Origin of the sequence: Mycobacterium sp., from assembly GCF_040509115.1 — a bacterium.
Classification (GTDB): Bacteria; Actinomycetota; Actinomycetes; order Mycobacteriales; family Mycobacteriaceae; genus Mycobacterium.
Window position 1 is genome coordinate 1 of the sequence record NZ_JBEVLO010000124.1, and the last position, 16,519, is coordinate 16,519.

17 protein-coding genes are annotated in these 16,519 nt (G+C 67.9%); 7 read left to right on the forward strand and 10 right to left on the reverse strand.

What is annotated here, in order from left to right:
• Nucleotides 1–1,492: carboxylesterase/lipase family protein (locus ABW137_RS09615; RefSeq protein WP_526399247.1), on the reverse strand; the 1,492-nt coding region annotated here is incomplete at its 3' end.
• Between the two features lie 182 nt (nucleotides 1,493–1,674).
• On the opposite strand from ABW137_RS09615, the gene ABW137_RS09620 reads away from it, so the two are divergent.
• Both ABW137_RS09620 and ABW137_RS09625 read left to right on the forward strand, forming a co-directional pair.
• A complete protein-coding gene (locus ABW137_RS09620; protein WP_526399249.1) occupies nucleotides 1,675–2,928 on the forward strand; it encodes a cytochrome P450 in 1,254 nt (417 codons plus the stop codon).
• A gap of 45 nt (nucleotides 2,929–2,973) precedes the next feature.
• Nucleotides 2,974–3,639 (forward strand): aspartate/glutamate racemase family protein, encoded by a 666-nt coding sequence (locus ABW137_RS09625; protein ID WP_526399251.1) that lies wholly within the window; start codon nucleotides 2,974–2,976, stop codon nucleotides 3,637–3,639.
• Here the strand turns inward: ABW137_RS09625 and mftG are convergent.
• The 7 genes from mftG to mftA form a co-directional block, all read right to left on the reverse strand.
• A complete protein-coding gene (mftG, locus tag ABW137_RS09630; RefSeq protein ID WP_526399253.1) occupies nucleotides 3,629–5,041 on the reverse strand; it encodes a mycofactocin dehydrogenase MftG in 1,413 nt (470 codons plus the stop codon). The genes ABW137_RS09625 and mftG overlap by 11 nt on opposite strands.
• A gap of 8 nt (nucleotides 5,042–5,049) precedes the next feature.
• Nucleotides 5,050–6,462, reverse strand: coding sequence for a mycofactocin biosynthesis glycosyltransferase MftF (gene mftF / locus ABW137_RS09635; RefSeq protein WP_526399255.1), 1,413 nt, complete (start codon nucleotides 6,460–6,462; stop codon nucleotides 5,050–5,052).
• A complete protein-coding gene (gene mftE, locus ABW137_RS09640; protein ID WP_526399257.1) occupies nucleotides 6,459–7,190 on the reverse strand; it encodes a mycofactocin biosynthesis peptidyl-dipeptidase MftE in 732 nt (243 codons plus the stop codon). Before mftE ends, mftF begins: the two co-directional genes overlap by 4 nt.
• 135 nt (nucleotides 7,191–7,325) lie before the next feature.
• Complete coding sequence (gene mftD / locus ABW137_RS09645) at nucleotides 7,326–8,519, reverse strand: pre-mycofactocin synthase MftD (RefSeq protein WP_526399259.1); 1,194 nt, start codon at nucleotides 8,517–8,519, stop codon at nucleotides 7,326–7,328.
• Between the two features lie 3 nt (nucleotides 8,520–8,522).
• A complete protein-coding gene (gene mftC / locus ABW137_RS09650; protein WP_526399279.1) occupies nucleotides 8,523–9,740 on the reverse strand; it encodes a mycofactocin radical SAM maturase in 1,218 nt (405 codons plus the stop codon).
• A gap of 29 nt (nucleotides 9,741–9,769) precedes the next feature.
• Nucleotides 9,770–10,087, reverse strand: a complete 318-nt coding sequence (gene mftB, locus ABW137_RS09655; protein WP_526399261.1) for a mycofactocin biosynthesis chaperone MftB — start codon at nucleotides 10,085–10,087, stop codon at nucleotides 9,770–9,772.
• Nucleotides 10,072–10,167: a mycofactocin precursor MftA gene (mftA, locus tag ABW137_RS09660; protein ID WP_526399263.1), complete on the reverse strand. Its 96-nt coding sequence runs from the start codon at nucleotides 10,165–10,167 to the stop codon at nucleotides 10,072–10,074. The genes mftB and mftA overlap by 16 nt, the downstream gene beginning before the upstream one ends.
• Before the next feature lie 90 nt (nucleotides 10,168–10,257).
• On the opposite strand from mftA, the gene mftR reads away from it, so the two are divergent.
• Genes mftR through ABW137_RS09675 form a run of 3 tightly spaced genes read left to right on the forward strand, consistent with a single transcriptional unit; the run spans nucleotide 10,258 to nucleotide 12,729 of the window.
• Nucleotides 10,258–10,869: a mycofactocin system transcriptional regulator MftR gene (mftR, locus tag ABW137_RS09665; protein WP_526399265.1), complete on the forward strand. Its 612-nt coding sequence runs from the start codon at nucleotides 10,258–10,260 to the stop codon at nucleotides 10,867–10,869.
• A 43-nt stretch (nucleotides 10,870–10,912) separates the two neighbouring features.
• Nucleotides 10,913–11,431, forward strand: coding sequence for an RNA polymerase sigma factor (locus tag ABW137_RS09670; RefSeq protein ID WP_526399267.1), 519 nt, complete (start codon nucleotides 10,913–10,915; stop codon nucleotides 11,429–11,431).
• The gene (locus ABW137_RS09675; RefSeq protein WP_526399269.1) at nucleotides 11,428–12,729 is read left to right on the forward strand and encodes a VOC family protein; all 1,302 of its coding nucleotides are present in this window, start codon (nucleotides 11,428–11,430) and stop codon (nucleotides 12,727–12,729) included. The genes ABW137_RS09670 and ABW137_RS09675 overlap by 4 nt, the downstream gene beginning before the upstream one ends.
• A 51-nt stretch (nucleotides 12,730–12,780) precedes the next feature.
• Here the strand turns inward: ABW137_RS09675 and ABW137_RS09680 are convergent, their stop codons facing one another.
• Together ABW137_RS09680 and ABW137_RS09685 are read right to left on the reverse strand one after the other, a co-directional pair.
• Nucleotides 12,781–13,995 carry an NAD(P)/FAD-dependent oxidoreductase gene (locus tag ABW137_RS09680; protein ID WP_526399271.1) on the reverse strand — a complete coding sequence of 405 codons (1,215 nt, stop codon included), beginning with the start codon at nucleotides 13,993–13,995 and terminating at the stop codon, nucleotides 12,781–12,783.
• Nucleotides 13,996–14,011: 16 nt separating this feature from the next.
• The gene (locus tag ABW137_RS09685; RefSeq protein WP_526399273.1) at nucleotides 14,012–14,458 is read right to left on the reverse strand and encodes an Rv2324 family transcriptional regulator; all 447 of its coding nucleotides are present in this window, start codon (nucleotides 14,456–14,458) and stop codon (nucleotides 14,012–14,014) included.
• Nucleotides 14,459–14,581: 123 nt separating this feature from the next.
• Between ABW137_RS09685 and ddaH the strand changes: the two genes are divergently transcribed.
• On the forward strand, nucleotides 14,582–15,442 hold the full coding sequence (gene ddaH / locus ABW137_RS09690; RefSeq protein WP_526399275.1) for a dimethylargininase: 861 nt from the start codon (nucleotides 14,582–14,584) through the stop codon (nucleotides 15,440–15,442).
• A 20-nt stretch (nucleotides 15,443–15,462) separates the two neighbouring features.
• Nucleotides 15,463–16,519, forward strand: a 1,057-nt coding sequence (rocD, locus tag ABW137_RS09695) for an ornithine--oxo-acid transaminase (protein ID WP_526399277.1), incomplete at its 3' end; no start/stop codon positions are given.

The window sequence follows — 16,519 nt, forward strand, 5'->3', positions numbered from 1 at the left end:
TTTCGTCCGCCCCGAAGGCGGGCCAGGCATCGGCGGGCTTGCCGTCCCTGACGAACTGGCTCCAGTGGTCGATCATCTGGTCGGACACCACCTGTTGTGCGGGATCCAGGGGCGGGGCGCCGCCGACGTCGAAGAGGTATCGCAGCTCAAGTGAATGACTGGCGCCGACGGGAAAGGGCAGAGTCCGGAGGGGTTCCGGCACCGGGGCGCCGCGGTCGTTGAATTCGTAGGCGTAGACGGGGTCGGTTTTGGCGAGCCCCTCGGCCATTCTGTCGGCGACGCACGAGAACACGCCGTCGGTCACCGATGCCGAGTACGCGAGCGGAACGCTGCCGCCGTAGCGACTCAACGGATAGTGGGTGGCCACCGCTTCCGCGTTCGGCCCAAACGTCTCAGCCAGCAGTCGTGGGTACTGGTCGTCGCCGTAGGGGCCGTGACGCAGGTACTCCAGGGCGACGAAGAGTGTGAACTCGTCGCCGTTGGTCCCGATGAGAACCGGCACCTTGGCCGCCCGCCCTTCGGCAATGGCCACCACCGGGTCGACCGGCAGCACCGTCGTCCCCGTGATGGGTCCGCTGAGCGTGTCGTCACCGATGCGGAAGTACCACACCGGCTTTCGAAGCTTGTCCGCCGGGAGTCTGCGTAGGCAGTCCGCTGCCGTGGTCGGGTCGCCGCAGCCCGCGTCGCGCGCGTAGTCAACGCTGATCCGCTCCGCATCCGGCAGGGCGAGTTGCGCCTGACACGGCCCGCTCTGGATGATCGCCGCGCGGAACAGGCCCGCCGACGCGGGCGCGACGAGGTGGTCGCACACCGACATGCCGCCCGCGGATTCACCCGCGATGGTGACGGCGTCCGGGTCACCGCCGAAATTGGCGATGTTGTCCTGTACCCACCGCAGTGCCGCCTGCTGGTCGGACAACCCGTAGTTGCCGACTTCGCCCGCCGGCCCCAGCGCCGGGTGCGCCAGGAAGCCGAGCGCCCCGAGTCGGTAGTTGAGGGTGACGACGACGATGCCGCCGCGGGAGGCAAGCCATCGCGAGTCGTACAGACCACTGCTGCCATTGATGAACGCGCCGCCGTGAATCCACACCATGACCGGCCGCTTCTCCCCCGTCGCAGGCGGCGTCCATACGTTCAGCGTGAGGCAGTCCTCGGAGGTCTTGCGGCCCATCTCCAGGTCGCTGGTGTCCTGCATGCAGCGGGGGCCGACGTGGGTCGCGTCGCGCACGCCGGGCCACGGCCGTGGAGGTGCCGGCGGCTGCCACCGGAGCGGGCCGACAGGTGGTGCGGCATAGGGAATTCCAGCGAACAGCCGGTGATCGGCCGCGACGACGCCACGCACGGCGCCCGTCGCGGTCTGCGCTACGGTCGGGTCGGCGGGCGGCTGCGGCGCAGGTGGAGGCACGTCATCACCACGCGCACAGCCGGTAACCACCACCAGCACGGTCAACAGGATCGCGAACACGCGGCGGCCAACCGATTCGGAGCGCATTGCGATCGAGCCTACTGAACGCGGTCCCCGGCGGCGCATCACCGAATGCGGGGCTTTGCGCGATGACCGTCTCGGGGCTGCGAACCCAACGCCCCAATCCGAGGAATCCGGTGATGGCCCTGCAGGACGGACCTAGACTCATCTTGACACCCGTCAAGTGCAGCCGCACCTCAGGAGTCTCGATGAGCACACCGACCATGGACCCAGCCGCCAAGGTGCTGGCCGATCCCACCGCGTACGCCGACGACGATCGCCTCCACACGGCGCTCACCCACCTGCGTGCCAACAATCCCGTTGCGTGGGTGGACAATCCGCCTTACCGGCCGTTTTGGGCGATCACCAAGCACGCCGACATCATGGCCGTCGAGCGCGCCAACGAGCTGTTCATCAGCGAACCCCGTCCGCTGCTGTCCACCGCCGCCGCCGACGACATGGCCAAGGAACAACTCGAGGCGGGCATGGGCCTGCGCACGCTCATCCACATGGACGATCCGCACCACCGCAAGGTCCGCCAGATCGGGGCCGACTGGTTCCGACCCAAGGTGATGCGCGATTTGAAGGTCCGCGTCGACGAACTGGCCAAGCGCTACGTCGACAAGATGGCCGACATCGGCCCGGAATGCGACTTCGTCACCGACGTCGCCGTTGACTTCCCCCTCTACGTAATCATGTCGCTGCTCGGCCTGCCGGAATCGGACTTCGGTCGCATGCACGTCCTGACGCAGGAGATGTTCGGGGGCGACGACGACGAGTACAAGCGCGACAGCGGTTCACTCGAGGATCAGCTGGCCGTCCTTCTCGACTTCTTCACCTACTTCTCCAAACTCACCGCGTCGCGCCGAGAGCAGCCGACCGGCGATCTGGCGTCGGCGATCGCCAACGGGCAGGTCGACGGCGAGCCGTTGTCCGACGTGGACACCGCGTCGTACTACGTGATCGTGGCCAGCGCGGGCCACGACACCACGAAGGACGCGATCTCCGGTGGAATGCGGGCGCTGATCGACAACCCGGCTGAAATGGCCCGGCTGCGTGAGGATCCCAACCTCATGCCCACCGCCGTCGAGGAGATGGTCCGGTGGTCGACGCCGGTCAAGGAGTTCATGCGCACCGCCACCGCCGACACCACGCTGCGCGGCGTCGACATCGCCGAGGGAGACTCGGTGTACCTGGCGTACGTGTCGGGCAACCGTGACGAGGAGGTCTTCACCGATCCGTTCCGGTTCGACGTCTCCCGCGACCCGAACAAGCACGTCGCGTTCGGCCACGGCGTGCACTTCTGCTTGGGCGCCCCCCTGGCCAGGATGGAGTTGAACAGCCTGTTCACGGAGCTGATTCCGCGCCTCGATTTCATCGAACTGGCTGGTGCGCCAGAGCTTTCCGCGACCACGTTCGTCGGTGGTCTCAAGCACCTACCGATTCGGTACTCGCTGCGCTGATCCGCCCGATGGGCACGGCGGCTCGGTCGCGTTTACCCTGACGGGGTGCGCCTGCTGCTGATCAATCCGAACACCACCGCCTCGATGACCGCGGCCATCGGAGCCACGGGACGCGCAGCCGCCCGATCGGACACCGAGATCATCGCGGTGAACCCCGCAGAGGGTCCAGCCAGCATCGAGAACGACGACGACGAACATCGTTGCATCCCCGGTCTTCTCGAGGAGGTCGCGAGGGCCGCAGCGAGCGACAACCGGCCTGATGCCTACGTGATCGCGTGCTTCGGTGACCCCGGGCTGGAGCAAGTGCGGGAACTGGTCGACGTGCCCGTCCTCGGCATCGCCCAGGCGGCGATGCACGCGGCCGCCCTGGCTGCCGGAACATTCTCCGTGGTGACCTCGATGTCCGCCACGGTGCCACGCGCGTGGGAGCTGGCGAAGGGGCACACCCCGAGCGCGTGCCTCGGCGTCTACGCGAGCGACATTCCGGTGCTGCGCATCGACTCCGATCCGAGCACCATTGCGCCGATCGGCGACCTGTGCGCCAAGGCGCTGGCCGAGGACGGCAGTCGCTCGATCGTCCTCGGCTGTGCCGCGATGGCGAGGTTCGCCGCTCCACTGAGCCGTCGACTCGGCGTCCCCGTGGTCGACGGGGTCGTCGCCGCCACGGTTCTCGCGGAAGCGCTCGTTGGGATGCGTCACCTCACCGAATGAAGTCCGCAGCGCGGCTGCCGATCATCACGATCGTCGCGTGTGGACCACGACTGGTGATGGCGGGCATGATGGACCCGTCCACCACCCACAGGCCGTCGACGCCACGCACCCGGCACTGCTCGTCGAGCGGCGCCTCCCCCTCGGGTCCCATCGGGATGGTGCCGCAGAGGTGCTGCGAGGTCGACCAGAACGCGCTGCGGTCCGCGTACGCTGGCCCGGCGAGCCGCCTGGCCAGCTCGACGCCTGCCTTCAGCGTGTCGACGTCGGCGGGCTCGCTGTCATAGCGATGTTCGATGAGGGGTGGCACCTCGTCGTCGGCCGAGACCAGCGTCACCCTGCCGCGCGCCAGCGGGCGCATCAGTGTGACACCGAGATGGGGTCGATCCTCCGGGTCGTCCTCGATGCCGGTCATGATACCGAAACCGGTTGTATAAGAACGTATTTCGATTCCGTCATCGGTGGTGACGAGGGCCTCCAACGGACAGCGCCCCAAGGCCGACGGCCAGTCGACCGGCAGGACCCATTCGGGATGGTCTGCGCTGCGCGTCCCGACCGGCAGATCGCCGAGCACCTTGACGCCCACCGCCTCGAGGGGCGCCGCGGGTCCGATCCCCGACAGCATCAACAGGTGAGCTGACGCAATGGCGCCCGCGGAGAGCACGATGCGATCCGCGCCGAGGTACACGGGGCCGTCGGGTCCGACGCAGTCCAGGCCGACGGCCCGGCCGCGGGCGAATCGGATCCGCACGACGCGGGTCTTATCGACGACGGTCAGGTTCGGCCGGTGCCCCGCCGGGCCGAGGAAGGCCAGGCCCGGCCCCATCCTCGTCCCTGCGTCGACGTTCAGCGGTACCGCCGCCACCCCGGGCCTGCCCGCTGCCTCGCCGTTCAGATCGTCGATCCACTCGAAGCCGTCGCGTCGGGCGGCCGCGACGAAAGCCGTTGCCCCTGGACAGAATTCGGCAACCCGTCGAATGGTCATTGGCCCCGTCGAGCCGTGCAGGGGGCCGTCGTGGTCAGCGTCGGCCTCGATGGCACGAAAGTGCGGAAGGACGTCGTCCCAGGACCACCCAGGGATGGCCCACGAGTCGAAGTCGGAGGGCAGGCCGCGGCAGAAGTACCCACCGTTGACGGCGCCGGAGCCACCCACCACCGCCCCACGCACGATCGTCGCAGTGCGTAGGGGCGCTTCGGTCAGTGTGGTCTCGTACCGCCGGACCACGGCACTCGCCGGGCCGATCGGGAGAGCAAGACAGTCGCTGATCTGTCTCATCACCACCGGGTCTGCCGGCCCGGGACCTGCTTCGACGACGGTGACGCGACACTGCGGATCGCTCGAAAGCCGTTCGGCCAGAACGCAACCAGCGCTGCCAGCGCCAACGATCAGAACGTCGGAGTGCAACGGATGCTTCAGGTACGGATCTGAGGCTTGAGGGCACCGAGGCTTCGCTCCCGAAGGACGCCCCGCCACAGGCCCAGCCCGTAGGCGATGTCGTCGAGACGTTTGAGCAGGACGTAGGCGAACAACCCGATGCGCTTGCCGTCCTCGTCGGCGTTGCCATTGCGCGCCGCCCAGTCCACCACGCCGTCGACGACGGCGGCCACCAGCACCACCTGCCTGCATCTGCGGAAGCACACGGCGGCGACGAGGGCCACTGGCCAGTAGTGCCTGCAGATCGCCGAGGCCAGTTGCAACGCCGCCGACCAGAGGCCGAGCGCCGCGACCGTCGCGACCTCCTTCGGTTCGGTGTCGACCACGCTGAGGGTCTTCGCGATCTTGTGCCCCGTGATCAGGGCGACGACCGTCGACGCGAGGTAGCCGACCCCCGATCCCATGGCCAAGAGGATCCACACCAGCAGCGTCCACCCAGACAGCACGAGAGGCGCCGTCTTTCCTGGATGCCTCGACGCGAGGGGTGCGGCGGAGGATCCGTAGAAGGCCTTGCGCGCAAACCAATCTCGTAACTTGGTCCGGTGATCGTGGCCGACCAGCGCGATGGGTTCGTAGCGAAGCCGGGCTTCCGCCTCGATGAACCTCCAGCAGAGGTCGACGTCCTCACCCGACCTGAGCGTCTCGTCGAAGCCGCCCACGTCGAGCAGCGCCGACCGACGACAGATGATGGCGGCACTCGGCACGTAGGCGACGGTCCCGAACGGCACCACCGGCGCCTCGCGGTGGCCGAGGTCCAGCGAGGACCGAACCGCCTCGTAGCGCGACACCAGATTCTGCGGCTCGCGCAGGCCGACGATCCGGGGTGCCACCAGGGCGACGGCGGGATCACAGAAGTGCCCCAGCAGTGCCTCGAGCCATCCGCGGCGCGGCACGACGTCGGAGTCGAGGAACGCGACGAAGTCCGTCTCGCAGGCGGCCAGGCCCGTGTTGCGGGCGGCCGCCGGGCCCTTGCTGACGTCGTGGCTGAGGACCCGGACATCGCAGTGCATGCCGTCGAAGTCGCTGGTCTGGACCGGTGGCGAGGATCCGTCGTCCACCACGACCACCCGCATGCCGCGCAGCGACCGCATCAGACGGCCGAGCCCAAAGGGGTTGTCCCGGACCGGGATCACCACGGTGACGTCGCGGTGGGATGGTCCGCTGGCGGGCCGGGGGTGGGCGACGGTCGCGTCCAAGAGAGTGCGGGCCAGCTGGGCGCTCTGAGCATCGTGGACTTCCAGGCGTCCGCTGCTGAGCATCGTTTGGGCGGCCGGTGCAAGACGCAGGAGTCGGGTGGGCGACCCGCCAAGCAGTGCTGAACCCTCCCCCAGCACTCGGACCCGTCTGTCCACTTGCACGGCGAACCCGTCTGGCAGTCGCGGACCCGTCACTGCAGCATCCCCCCAGAATTCGGGGTCCAGGCCGCAATGCGGCGGCTGCAGTTCTCGGACATCTCAGCAAAGATACGCGACCCGTCGACCGCCGACGCGGTGGTGGGGTTGCCCAACACACCCACCGGGCTGACGGCCGCGACACCGCCATGGCGCAGCCGTGGCAGCAGGTCGGCCAGCGGGGTCTCGTTCCCGGGGACCCATTCGTCGGTCCGAACGGCTTCGGGTGAAATATGTAGCAATACAGACGTTTCGGTGTGGCCGGCGTGGGCGTCACCGCCGGGCACGCTGCAGGCACACCACGCAACGTCGCGACCCTCACGGCGAAGCAATGTCGTGGCGGCAGCAACTGCTCCGACGTTGCCTCCGTGGCCGTTGACGAACACCAGCCGAGACGCCCATTCGCAGGCAGATCTGCCGTACTCGATCAGCAATAGCTGCAGCGCAGACGTGCCGATCGAGACCGTACCGGGAAACCCCTGGTGCTCTCCGCTCGCCCCGTAGGCGATGGCGGGAGCCAGCATCCACTCCCCCCCGAGATGCTCGGCAACTGCGCTGGCAACTGCCGACGCGATCCGCGTGTCGGTATCCAACGGCAGGTGTGGCCCATGCTGCTCGGTGGAACCTAACGGGATGATCAACGCTGGGGACAGGTCGTGGAGCTGTCTCGCCGTTGAGTTCCCAAGCGCGTTTGGGAAGGCCACCCGCCGATGGTAGGCCGAATTCACCTGGCGTGCGCCGATTGTTCGCGTTTGCGCAGCAATTGGTGCGACGGGGTTCGGCTGCGCGGTCGTCAAGTCATCACGTCCGTCTCGCCAGCACCGCAGGCCACACCGGGACCAGAACGCCGCCCAGTCGAGGGGCTAGCCGACGTCAGCCGGCGGCACACCGAGCGCGCGGGTGAAGTCGGCAGGCACCAACACGTCCTCAGCAACCAAGTCGTGGATCGACGCCCTGCCGAGCCCCATCAATGCGGAGTCGATGCCGCTGCGCATGATGTCGAGCACGTTCTCGACCCCGGCCTGCCCCTCGGCGGCCAGGCCCCACAGGTAGGCGCGTCCGATCATGACGGCGCGCGCGCCGAGGGCCAGCGCCTTGACGACGTCGCTGCCGCGCCGGATGCCCCCGTCGAGGAGCACCTCCACCTGGTCGCCCACCGCATCTGCGATGACGGGCAGCGCCCGGATCGAGGCCGGTGTGCCGTCGAGGTTGTTGCCGCCGTGGTTGGACACCGAGATCGCCGAAACACCGGCGTCGACTGCGCGTTTCGCGTCGTCGACGCGCATGATGCCCTTGAGCATCAGCGGGCCGCCCCATAGCTCGGTGAGCCAGGCGATGTCTTCCCACGTCGGCGGCGGCGTGCCCATCCACTGACCGTAGGCGTCGAAGAATGGCGGGCCGTCCTCGCCGACGGCCCCCTGGTTGGGAACGCGTAGGTTCGGTGGCCGGAAGGTCTTGCCCCACTGCAGCATCCAGCGAGGCCGCGTCAGGCCCTCCGGCATCATCTTGACGATGGTCTTGAGGTCCATCTGCTCGGGGATCTTGGGGCTGCCCCAGTCACGCCCGTGGCTGAAGGTCCAGTCGGTGGTGACGATGATGCCCGCCGCACCCGCCGCCCGCGCCCGCTCGACCCTGGCCGCGATGTCGTCGCGGCCGCCCAGCCAGTACACCTGGAAGAAGAGTTTCGGGTTGGCCGCGATGACGTCCTCGATGGGCTTGCTCGCGAATGACGACAACCCCATCGCGGTGCCGCGGGCCGCGGCGGCCCGCGCCACGGCCACCTCACCGTCGGGATGTACGGCCTGCACGCCCGTCGGCGAGATGATGACGGGCAGCGAGATCTCCTGTCCCATAACGGTTGTCGCGAGGTCGCGCTTGTCGAGTGCGCCGATCACGTGCGGGGCGAAGCCGAGCTGACCGAAGGCGTCGACGTTGTCGGTGACGGTGATGCCGCGCTCGCTCGCGGCAATCAACGCACTGTAGACGGACTTGGGCAGGCGCTTCTTGGCGCGCTGCTGTGCGATGGCAACGGTTTCGAACCAGATGTCGCGGGCCATGATCTATACGGGGCTTTCGTTGCAGAATTTTTTCGGAGCCGGGCCGCCGGCGACCTGGCTTCTCGGAGCCGGGCCGGTGAGCAGCTTGAGCGGGATGGGCCCCTTGCGGCCTCCCGCCCTGGAGTGGTCGACGCTGGACTTCGGCTTGTCGCGTTCGCGCGCGAGCGCCGGTTCGCCGTACCCCTGGACACACTCGGGGTCGGGTCCGTCCAGCGGAAGACCGGTGAAGAACTTGGCGGCCATGCAGCCGCCGCGGCAGCCGTCGTAGTGGTCGCAGCTGCCGCACGCACCTGCGGACTGCGGCTCGCGCAGGTCGAGGAACAACGGCGAGTGCTTCCAGACGCTGTCGAATCCTGTCCCAAAGCCCGAGTCCCGCAGGATGTTCCCCGCCAAGAAGCGGTCGTGGATGGCGAAGGGGCAGGCATAAACGTCGCCGATCGGATCGATCAGACAGACCACCCGACCGGCTCCGCACAGATTCAACCCGGCCAGCGCCCCTGGCTGTCCCAGCCCGGACAGGTGGAAGAACGAGTCGCCGGTCAGGATGCCCTCGCCGCGCGCGACGAGCCAGTCGTAGAGCTGGACCTGCTGCGCGGCGGTGGGGTGCAGTTCGTCCCAGACGTCGGCGCCGCGACCGGACGGCCGAAGCCGGGTGATCCGCAGCGTCGCGCCGTACTGGTCGGCCAGCGCCTTGAACTCGTCGAGCTGGTCGACGTTGTGACGCGTCATCACGACCGAGATCTTGGCGTCCTTGAAACCCGCCGCCGACAGGTTCTCCAGTGCCCGCACCGCCATCGCGAACGAACCGCGGCCACGCACGGCGTCGTTGACCTCGGCGGTAGCGCCATCCAACGAGATCTGCACGTCGACGTAATCGCTCGCGGCCAGCTTCTCGGCCACCTCGGGCGTGATCCGCACCCCGTTGGTGGAGAACTTCACCCCGACGTGGTGTTCGGTGGCGTAGTCGACCAACTCCCAGAAGTCCGACCGCACCGTCGGCTCGCCGCCACCGATGTTGACGTAGAACACCTGCATGCGCTCGAGCTCGTCGATGACGTCCTTGCACTGCTGGGTGGACAGCTCACGCGGATCGCGCTTGCCCGACGACGAGAGGCAGTGCACACAGGACAGGTTGCACGCGTAGGTCAGTTCCCACGTCAGGCAGATCGGCGCGTCAAGGCCGTGCTCGAACTGCTCCACCAGCCTGGGCACCGGCTTCATCGCGGGCGCGGGCGCCCGTTCGACCGTGGTCATGGATTCTCCTCGCGAACCAGCATGTTGGACTGGACCAGCACACCGAGGGCGTGCAGATAGGGGGCTTGTCCGTCGTCGTCGACCCCGGCGGCGCGCAGTGCCGACCTGGCATCGGGGTGATCATCGAGGGAGCGGACCACGTCGACGATGGTGGTGTTCTTCAGGAACGAAAGTTTGCGGGTACCAAAGTGATACAGCAACGCACCGAACGGTTCCGGCCGTACTGCCACCTGGTGGTGCACCCGCCAGCGGGCGTCGGGATCGAACGTACGAGCGTCCGAGGCGGGTGCCGTCACGGTCAGTAAACCCCGCACATTCCGTCGATCGAGACCTCTTCGACGAGGCTCTCGGCGACGAGCTCGGTTTCGGTTTCCGCCTGCTGGGTCGGCTCCATGGGTTACACCTTTCGTTCGTGGGTCTCGACATTTGTGATCTGGGTCGCAAGAATATGGCATCGAGTGCCGAAACGGAAGAGGGGGTGTGAATGAGTCGGGAGCCGGCCTCTCGCGTCGGAAGACGCCGCTCGACCACCCAGGATCACATCACCAGCGTGGCGCTGGAACTCTTTGCCGAACGCGGGTTCGACGAGGTCAGCGTCGACGACGTGGCCAGGGCCGCGGGCATCGCCCGGCGCACGCTGTTCCGCTACTACCCCACCAAGAACGCCATCCCTTGGGGCGACTTCGACGCCCACCTCGACCACATGCGCGACCTGCTGCACGCCGAGCCCGTCGATGCACCAACCAGCGTGGCATTGCGCTCAGCCCTGTTGGCGTTCAACAGTTTCGACGAAGCCGAGACCGCACATCACCGGCAGCGGATGCGCGTCATCCTTGAGACGGCAGCGCTTCAGGCCCACTCGATGACCATGTACGCGGGGTGGCGGGCCGTCGTCGCCGCATTCGTGGCGCGCCGCCTGGACGTCAAGCCGACCGACTTGATTCCCCAGACCACCGCGTGGACCATGCTGGGCGTTGCCCTGTCGGCCTACGAGAACTGGCTGGCCGACGAGACGGCGTCCCTACCAACAGCCCTCGGCGAGGCGTTCGACACCGTCAGCGCAGGCCTCGCTGCGCTCGATCGCAAACGAATTTGAGAACGGGCGTCGGAGTTGGGAGTCCAACGGCGACGATAGGGGTGTGAGCGCCGAACCGGACTCCCCAGACGCGCCTCGCGCGCTGCTCGCGCTGTACGACGAAGCCCTGCCCGCCGTCTACGGGTACTTCGTCAGACGGTGCGGCGATCGTGGCACGGCGGAGGACCTGACGTCGGACACCTTTCTGGCAGCGATGGATGCTGCCCGAAAGGACTCACCGCCGTCGATCACGGTGCCGTGGTTGATCGGCGTGGCCCGGCACAAGCTGGCCGACCACTACCGCCGACGGCACGACCGGTTCACCGTCCCGGTGGCCGACCTGCCCGAGCCGGCAGATCCCACCGACGAGTGGGACGTCGAACTAGACCGCATCGTCGCCGAGAGCGTGCTGGCTCGACTGCCAGAACACCACCGCGCCGTGCTGTGTCTGCGCTACCTGGACGACCGTTCGGTGCCGGAGTGCGCCGATTTGATCGGCCGAACGGTGCACGCCACCGAAGCCCTGTTGGTGCGGGCCCGCCGCGCCTTCAGATCCGAGTACCCGGAAGGAGGGACGTCATGAGCGGAGCCGCGGGAGATGGCCGGGACCCGCTGACCGTGCTTGGCGGCGACGACCTTCCGGTGCAGCCAGATTCGGCGTTCGCCGCCCAACTGCGGGCGCGCCTCGAATCGGCGCTGTCACTACCGAACCGAACCGAGGGAGTCCTCATGAGTGGCACCGATGCCGCCATCGCCGAACTGAACGAACCCGCCGAGCAGAGCATCGCCACGGCACCGCCGCCCCGCAGTGCCGCCATCCCCTACCTCGCCGTCGCGGGCGCCAGGGACGCCATTGCCTGGTACGTCGACACACTTGGCGCCGTCGTGGTCGGCGAGCCGATCGTCATGGACGACGGCCGCATCGGGCACGCCGAGCTGTCGATCGGCGGCGGCATGCTGTACCTGGCCGACGAGTTCCCCGAGCTGGGGCTCAAGGCGCCTGCCCCACAGTCCGTCTCGGTAAGCCTGATGCTGGACGTCGCCGACACGGACGAGGCGTTGCAGCGGGCGCGCGACCGCGGGGCCGACGTGGTGATGGAGGCACAGGAGGGCCACGGCTCTCGTCAGGCTGCGGTCGTCGACCCGTTCGGGCATCGCTGGATGCTGAGCGGACCGGTCGGCGGTGCGGTCAGTCAGATCCGCCACGGCGACATCGGGTACGTCTCGGTGTGGACGGCAGACGCCGATCGGGCCGCCGCGTTCTACGGCCACGTCCTCGGCTGGGAGTTCGACCCGACGAGCCATCAGGTGACGAGCACGACCCAGCGCATCGGCATCTTCGGCGCCGCCGCCTCCACGCTGTTCTGCTGCTACGCCGTGTCCGACCTGACCACGGCGCGGCAGGCGATCCTCGACGCGGGGGGCTCGGTCGACGACGTGCAGCAGTTCGACTTCGGCGCGGTGCTAGGCGCCACGGATCCGACCGGTGCGGCGTTCGCGGTCTACCAGCCCGTCGGCCACGATCCTCGACCGGCGCTGAACGGCACTGGGCCAGGCGAACTCTCGTACGTCACGTTCGAGGTCACCGACTCCGCAAGCTTCCGCGAGTTCTACGGCCGAGTGCTGGGTTGGAGCTTCGATGGGGGCCGGATCGAGGACGGTTGGGAGCCACGGAACGTGCATCCGATGTCGGGCGTCGCGGGCGGCAGCGACGAGCAGGTGACCGTTCCGATGTGGACGGTGGCCGACATCGTCGCTGCCGTGGAGCGGGTGCGGGAGGCCGGGGGCACCGTGCTGCAGGAGCCGTCGCAGCAGTCCTACGGCAGATCGGCGCTGTGCGTCGACGACCAGGGTGGGCGGTTCTACCTCGGCGAGCACTAGGGATTCGTGCACGTTTACCCGCGCCCACCGCGGGTTTCAACACGCAAATCGCTAGAGGACGTCGGAGATCGGCGCGCCCGCCGCGATCTTGGCGCGCGCCTTCATCACCTTGGCGGGCATGCCACCACCCACGACGCCGACGACTGCGCCGTCACGCTCGTAGTAGGCCAGGAACTTGCGGCCGTCGTCCTCGACGAGGTGCACCACGTCGTCGGCATCGGGCTCGCCGAGGCACTGGATCTTGACGTCGTACTGGTCGCTCCAGAAGTACGGCACCACGACGGCGGACTTGGCCTCGGTACCGAGCATGGCGGGCACGATGACACGGGCCTGCTCGGCAACGTTACTCCAATGTTCAACGCGCACTTGGTGGCCCAAGGCATCCCGCCAAGACGCGACGTCGCCGATCGCCCACACTCCTGCGGCGCTGGTGCGGCCCTGGGCGTCGCAGACAACGCCGTTGTCGACCTCCACGCCGCTGCCCTGCAGCCAGTCGGTCGAGGGCCGCGAGCCGATCCCCACGACCACCATGTCGGCGTCGAGTGTGGTTCCGTCGGAGAGCACGACCCTCTCGACGTGGCCGTCGCCGCCGACCTCCGCGACGCCGACGCCGCATCGCACGTCGACGCCCTCGGCGCGGTGTAACCGGGCCACCAACTCGCCGATCCGCTCTCCCAGCACCGAGGCCAGCGGCGTCGGCTGCGGCTCGACGATGACCACGTCGACGCCGAGCTTGCGCAGACTCGCCGCCACCTCGCAGCCGATGAACCCCGCTCCGATGACGACGGCCCGCCTTGCCGAGCCGGCGTGCTCACGCAGGGCCAGACTCTCACCGAACGTGCGCAGCACGCGGACGCCTTCGAGATCGGGGATCGACGGAATGCGCTTGGGCACCAGGCCCGTTGCGATCACGAGTTCCTCGTAGCCGAGTACGTCGCCGTTGGCGAGGGTGACCGTCCGCGCCTCGGTGTCCAGGCTCGCCGCCGCAGATCCGAGCCGCAGGGTGATGTCCTTCTCGTCGTAGAACTCGGCGGGTTTGAGCGCAACGTCGTCCTTCTCGGCCCGCAGCACCTCCTTGGACAGGGGCGGCCGGTCGTACGGCAGGTGTTCCTCGTCGCTGACGATCGTGATCGGCCCGGCGTACTCGGCGCGGCGCAACTGCTCAGCGGTGCGCGACGCGGCCAGTCCGCCGCCGACGATGACGATGCCGCCACTACTAGTCACCCGGCTGTTCTTACACGATCGCCGCGTCGGATCGTGACGCACCCACGTCGCGGAACGGTCAGGCCCGCGCGCGCTCGATGATGTTGGACAGCACGACGATGCTTTCGCTGCGCTCGATGTCGGCGCTCGCGCGTATGCGTTCGAGTGCCTCCTCCAGATGGCGCATGTCCTTGGCGAGCACGTGCAGGATCGCGTCGGCGGTACCGGTCACGGTGGCGGCGCTGACCACTTCGGGAATGCCCACCCACGCCTTGCGCAGTTCTGCCGGCGCAATCGTGCCGTGACAGAACACCTGTACGTATGCCTCGGTGTTCCAGCCGAGGGCGTTGCGATCGACGACGGTGGTGAAGCTGCGGATGACACCGTCGTCGAGCATGCGGTCGACGCGCCGTTTCACGGCGGGAGCGGAGAGGTTGACGCGTTCGCCGATCTCGGCAAAGGTGGCACGGGCGTGGTCCGCCAGCTCGGCGAGAATGCGCTCATCTGTCCGGTCGAGACGGTCCACGGGCGTCCTTTCATTTTCGACGCAACGAATCGTCGTAATGATAGCCGCGACACAACAGATCGCACCCCTATACGCAATGAGTGGCGATTGCTTGCGTGAGGGCCGGTGAATATCGTCTATTTCATGACGATCTCAGAGGTCGCCGGCACTCCGGCGTTCGATGTCGCCCCTACGACCCAGCGCACCCGCAAACCCCGCCTCCGCCGCTACGCCATGTCGGCGCCTGCGTACTTCACCGTCGAGTACGCCATCAATCCGTGGATGGACACCACGGCACCCGTCGACACCGCCCTCGCCGTGCGGCAGTGGCAGGAGTTGGTCGCGACCTACCGGAGGCTCGGCCACACCGTCGAATTCGTCGAGCCCGTCGCGGGTTTGCCCGACATGGTCTACGCCGCCAACGGCGGTCTGATCGTCGACGGCAAGGCCGTCGTCGCTCGCTTCGCCTATCCGCAGCGAGCCGGCGAAGCGGCGGCGCACGCCGAGTGGATGCGCAGCAATGGCTTCGAGCCCAGCTATACCCATCACACCAACGAGGGCCAGGGCGACCTACTCGTCGTCGGCTCGAAGATCCTCGCGGGCCACGGGTTTCGGACGGACCGACGCGCGCACGACGAGGTTGCCTCGCTGACCGGCAGGACCGTCGTCAGCCTCGAGCTGGTGGATCCGCGGTTCTACCACCTCGACACCGCACTCGCGGTGCTCGACGACGACACCATCGCCTACTACCCGCCTGCCTTCTCCGACGACGCCCGCGCGCGCTTGACGGAGCTGTTCCCCGACGCCATCGAAGTATCGACCGCCGACGCCTACGTCCTCGGCCTCAACGTGGTCTCCGACGGCAGGCACGTGGTGCTGCCCGCCAATGCCACCGGATTCGCCGGGCACTTGGTCGAGGCAGGCTTCGAGCCGGTGCCCGTCGATCTGTCCGAGCTGCTCAAGGGTGGCGGATCCGTCAAATGCTGCACGCTGGAGGTGTACTAGTGACCATCCTGAAAACCGTCATGACTGAACCGGGCGACCTCACCGCAGGGTCCGTCGGCGCTTCGCGCCAGCGCTCGTCGGAACCCATCGACTCCTCGCGCCAGCGCTCGTCGGAAGCCATCGCGGTGGACGATCAGTACGCCGCGCACAACTACTCGCCGTTGCCCGTCGTCGCGTCGTCCGCCGACGGCGCGTGGATCACCGACGTCGAGGGGCGCCGCTACCTGGACTGTCTGGCGGCCTACTCCGCCGTCAACTTCGGGCACCGCAACCCCGAGATCACCGCGACGGCCCACGCGCAGCTCGACGCGGTGACGCTGGTCAGTCGTGCGTTCCACTCGGACCGGCTCGGCCCGTTCTGTGCGGCGCTGGCCGAGTTGTGCGGCAAGGACATGGTGCTGCCGATGAACAGCGGTGCCGAAGCCGTCGAGAGCGGCATCAAGGTGGCCCGCAAGTGGGGTACCGACGTCAAGGGCGTACCCGCAGGGCAGTCCAACATCATCGTGGCGCACAACAACTTTCATGGCCGCACCACGACGATCATCAGCTTCTCCGACGACGAGACCGCCCGCCGTGGGTTCGGCCCATACACGCCGGGCTTCCGAGCGGTGCCATTCGGTGACGTCGACGCCTTGATCGACGCCGTCGACGAGAACACCGTCGCCGTGCTGCTCGAACCCATTCAAGGCGAGGCTGGCATCATCGTGCCGCCCGCCGACTACCTCCCCCGGGTCCGGAAGCTGTGCACCGAGCGCAACGTGCTGATGATCGCCGACGAGATTCAGGCGGGCTTGGCCCGTACCGGGCGTACGTTCGCGTGCGACCACTGGGGCGTCGTGCCCGACATGTATCTGCTCGGCAAGGCGCTCGGTGGCGGTGTGGTTCCGCTGTCCGCGGTGGTCGCCAACCGTGACGTGCTCGGGGTGCTGCATCCCGGCGAGCACGGCTCGACGTTCGGCGGCAACCCGCTCGCGGCGGCAATCGGCACCACCGTCGTCGCGATGCTGCAGCGCGGTGAATTCCAAGCCCGCTCAGCTGAACTCGGCGACCGACTGCATGACAGATTGCGGGGCCTGA

Excerpts from the sequence above, each read along its gene's own strand:
- mftC (WP_526399279.1), bottom strand. The coding sequence starts at position 9,740 with ATGAAGCCGGTGCCCAGGCTGGTGGAGCAGTTCGAGCACGGCCTTGAC.
- mftD (WP_526399259.1), bottom strand. The coding sequence starts at position 8,519 with ATGGCCCGCGACATCTGGTTCGAAACCGTTGCCATCGCACAGCAGCGC.
- mftR (WP_526399265.1), top strand. The coding sequence starts at position 10,258 with ATGAGTCGGGAGCCGGCCTCTCGCGTCGGAAGACGCCGCTCGACCACC.
- ABW137_RS09620 (WP_526399249.1), top strand. The coding sequence starts at position 1,675 with ATGAGCACACCGACCATGGACCCAGCCGCCAAGGTGCTGGCCGATCCC.
- ddaH (WP_526399275.1), top strand. The coding sequence starts at position 14,582 with ATGACGATCTCAGAGGTCGCCGGCACTCCGGCGTTCGATGTCGCCCCT.
- mftA (WP_526399263.1), bottom strand. The coding sequence starts at position 10,167 with ATGGAGCCGACCCAGCAGGCGGAAACCGAAACCGAGCTCGTCGCCGAG.
- ABW137_RS09675 (WP_526399269.1), top strand. The coding sequence starts at position 11,428 with ATGAGCGGAGCCGCGGGAGATGGCCGGGACCCGCTGACCGTGCTTGGC.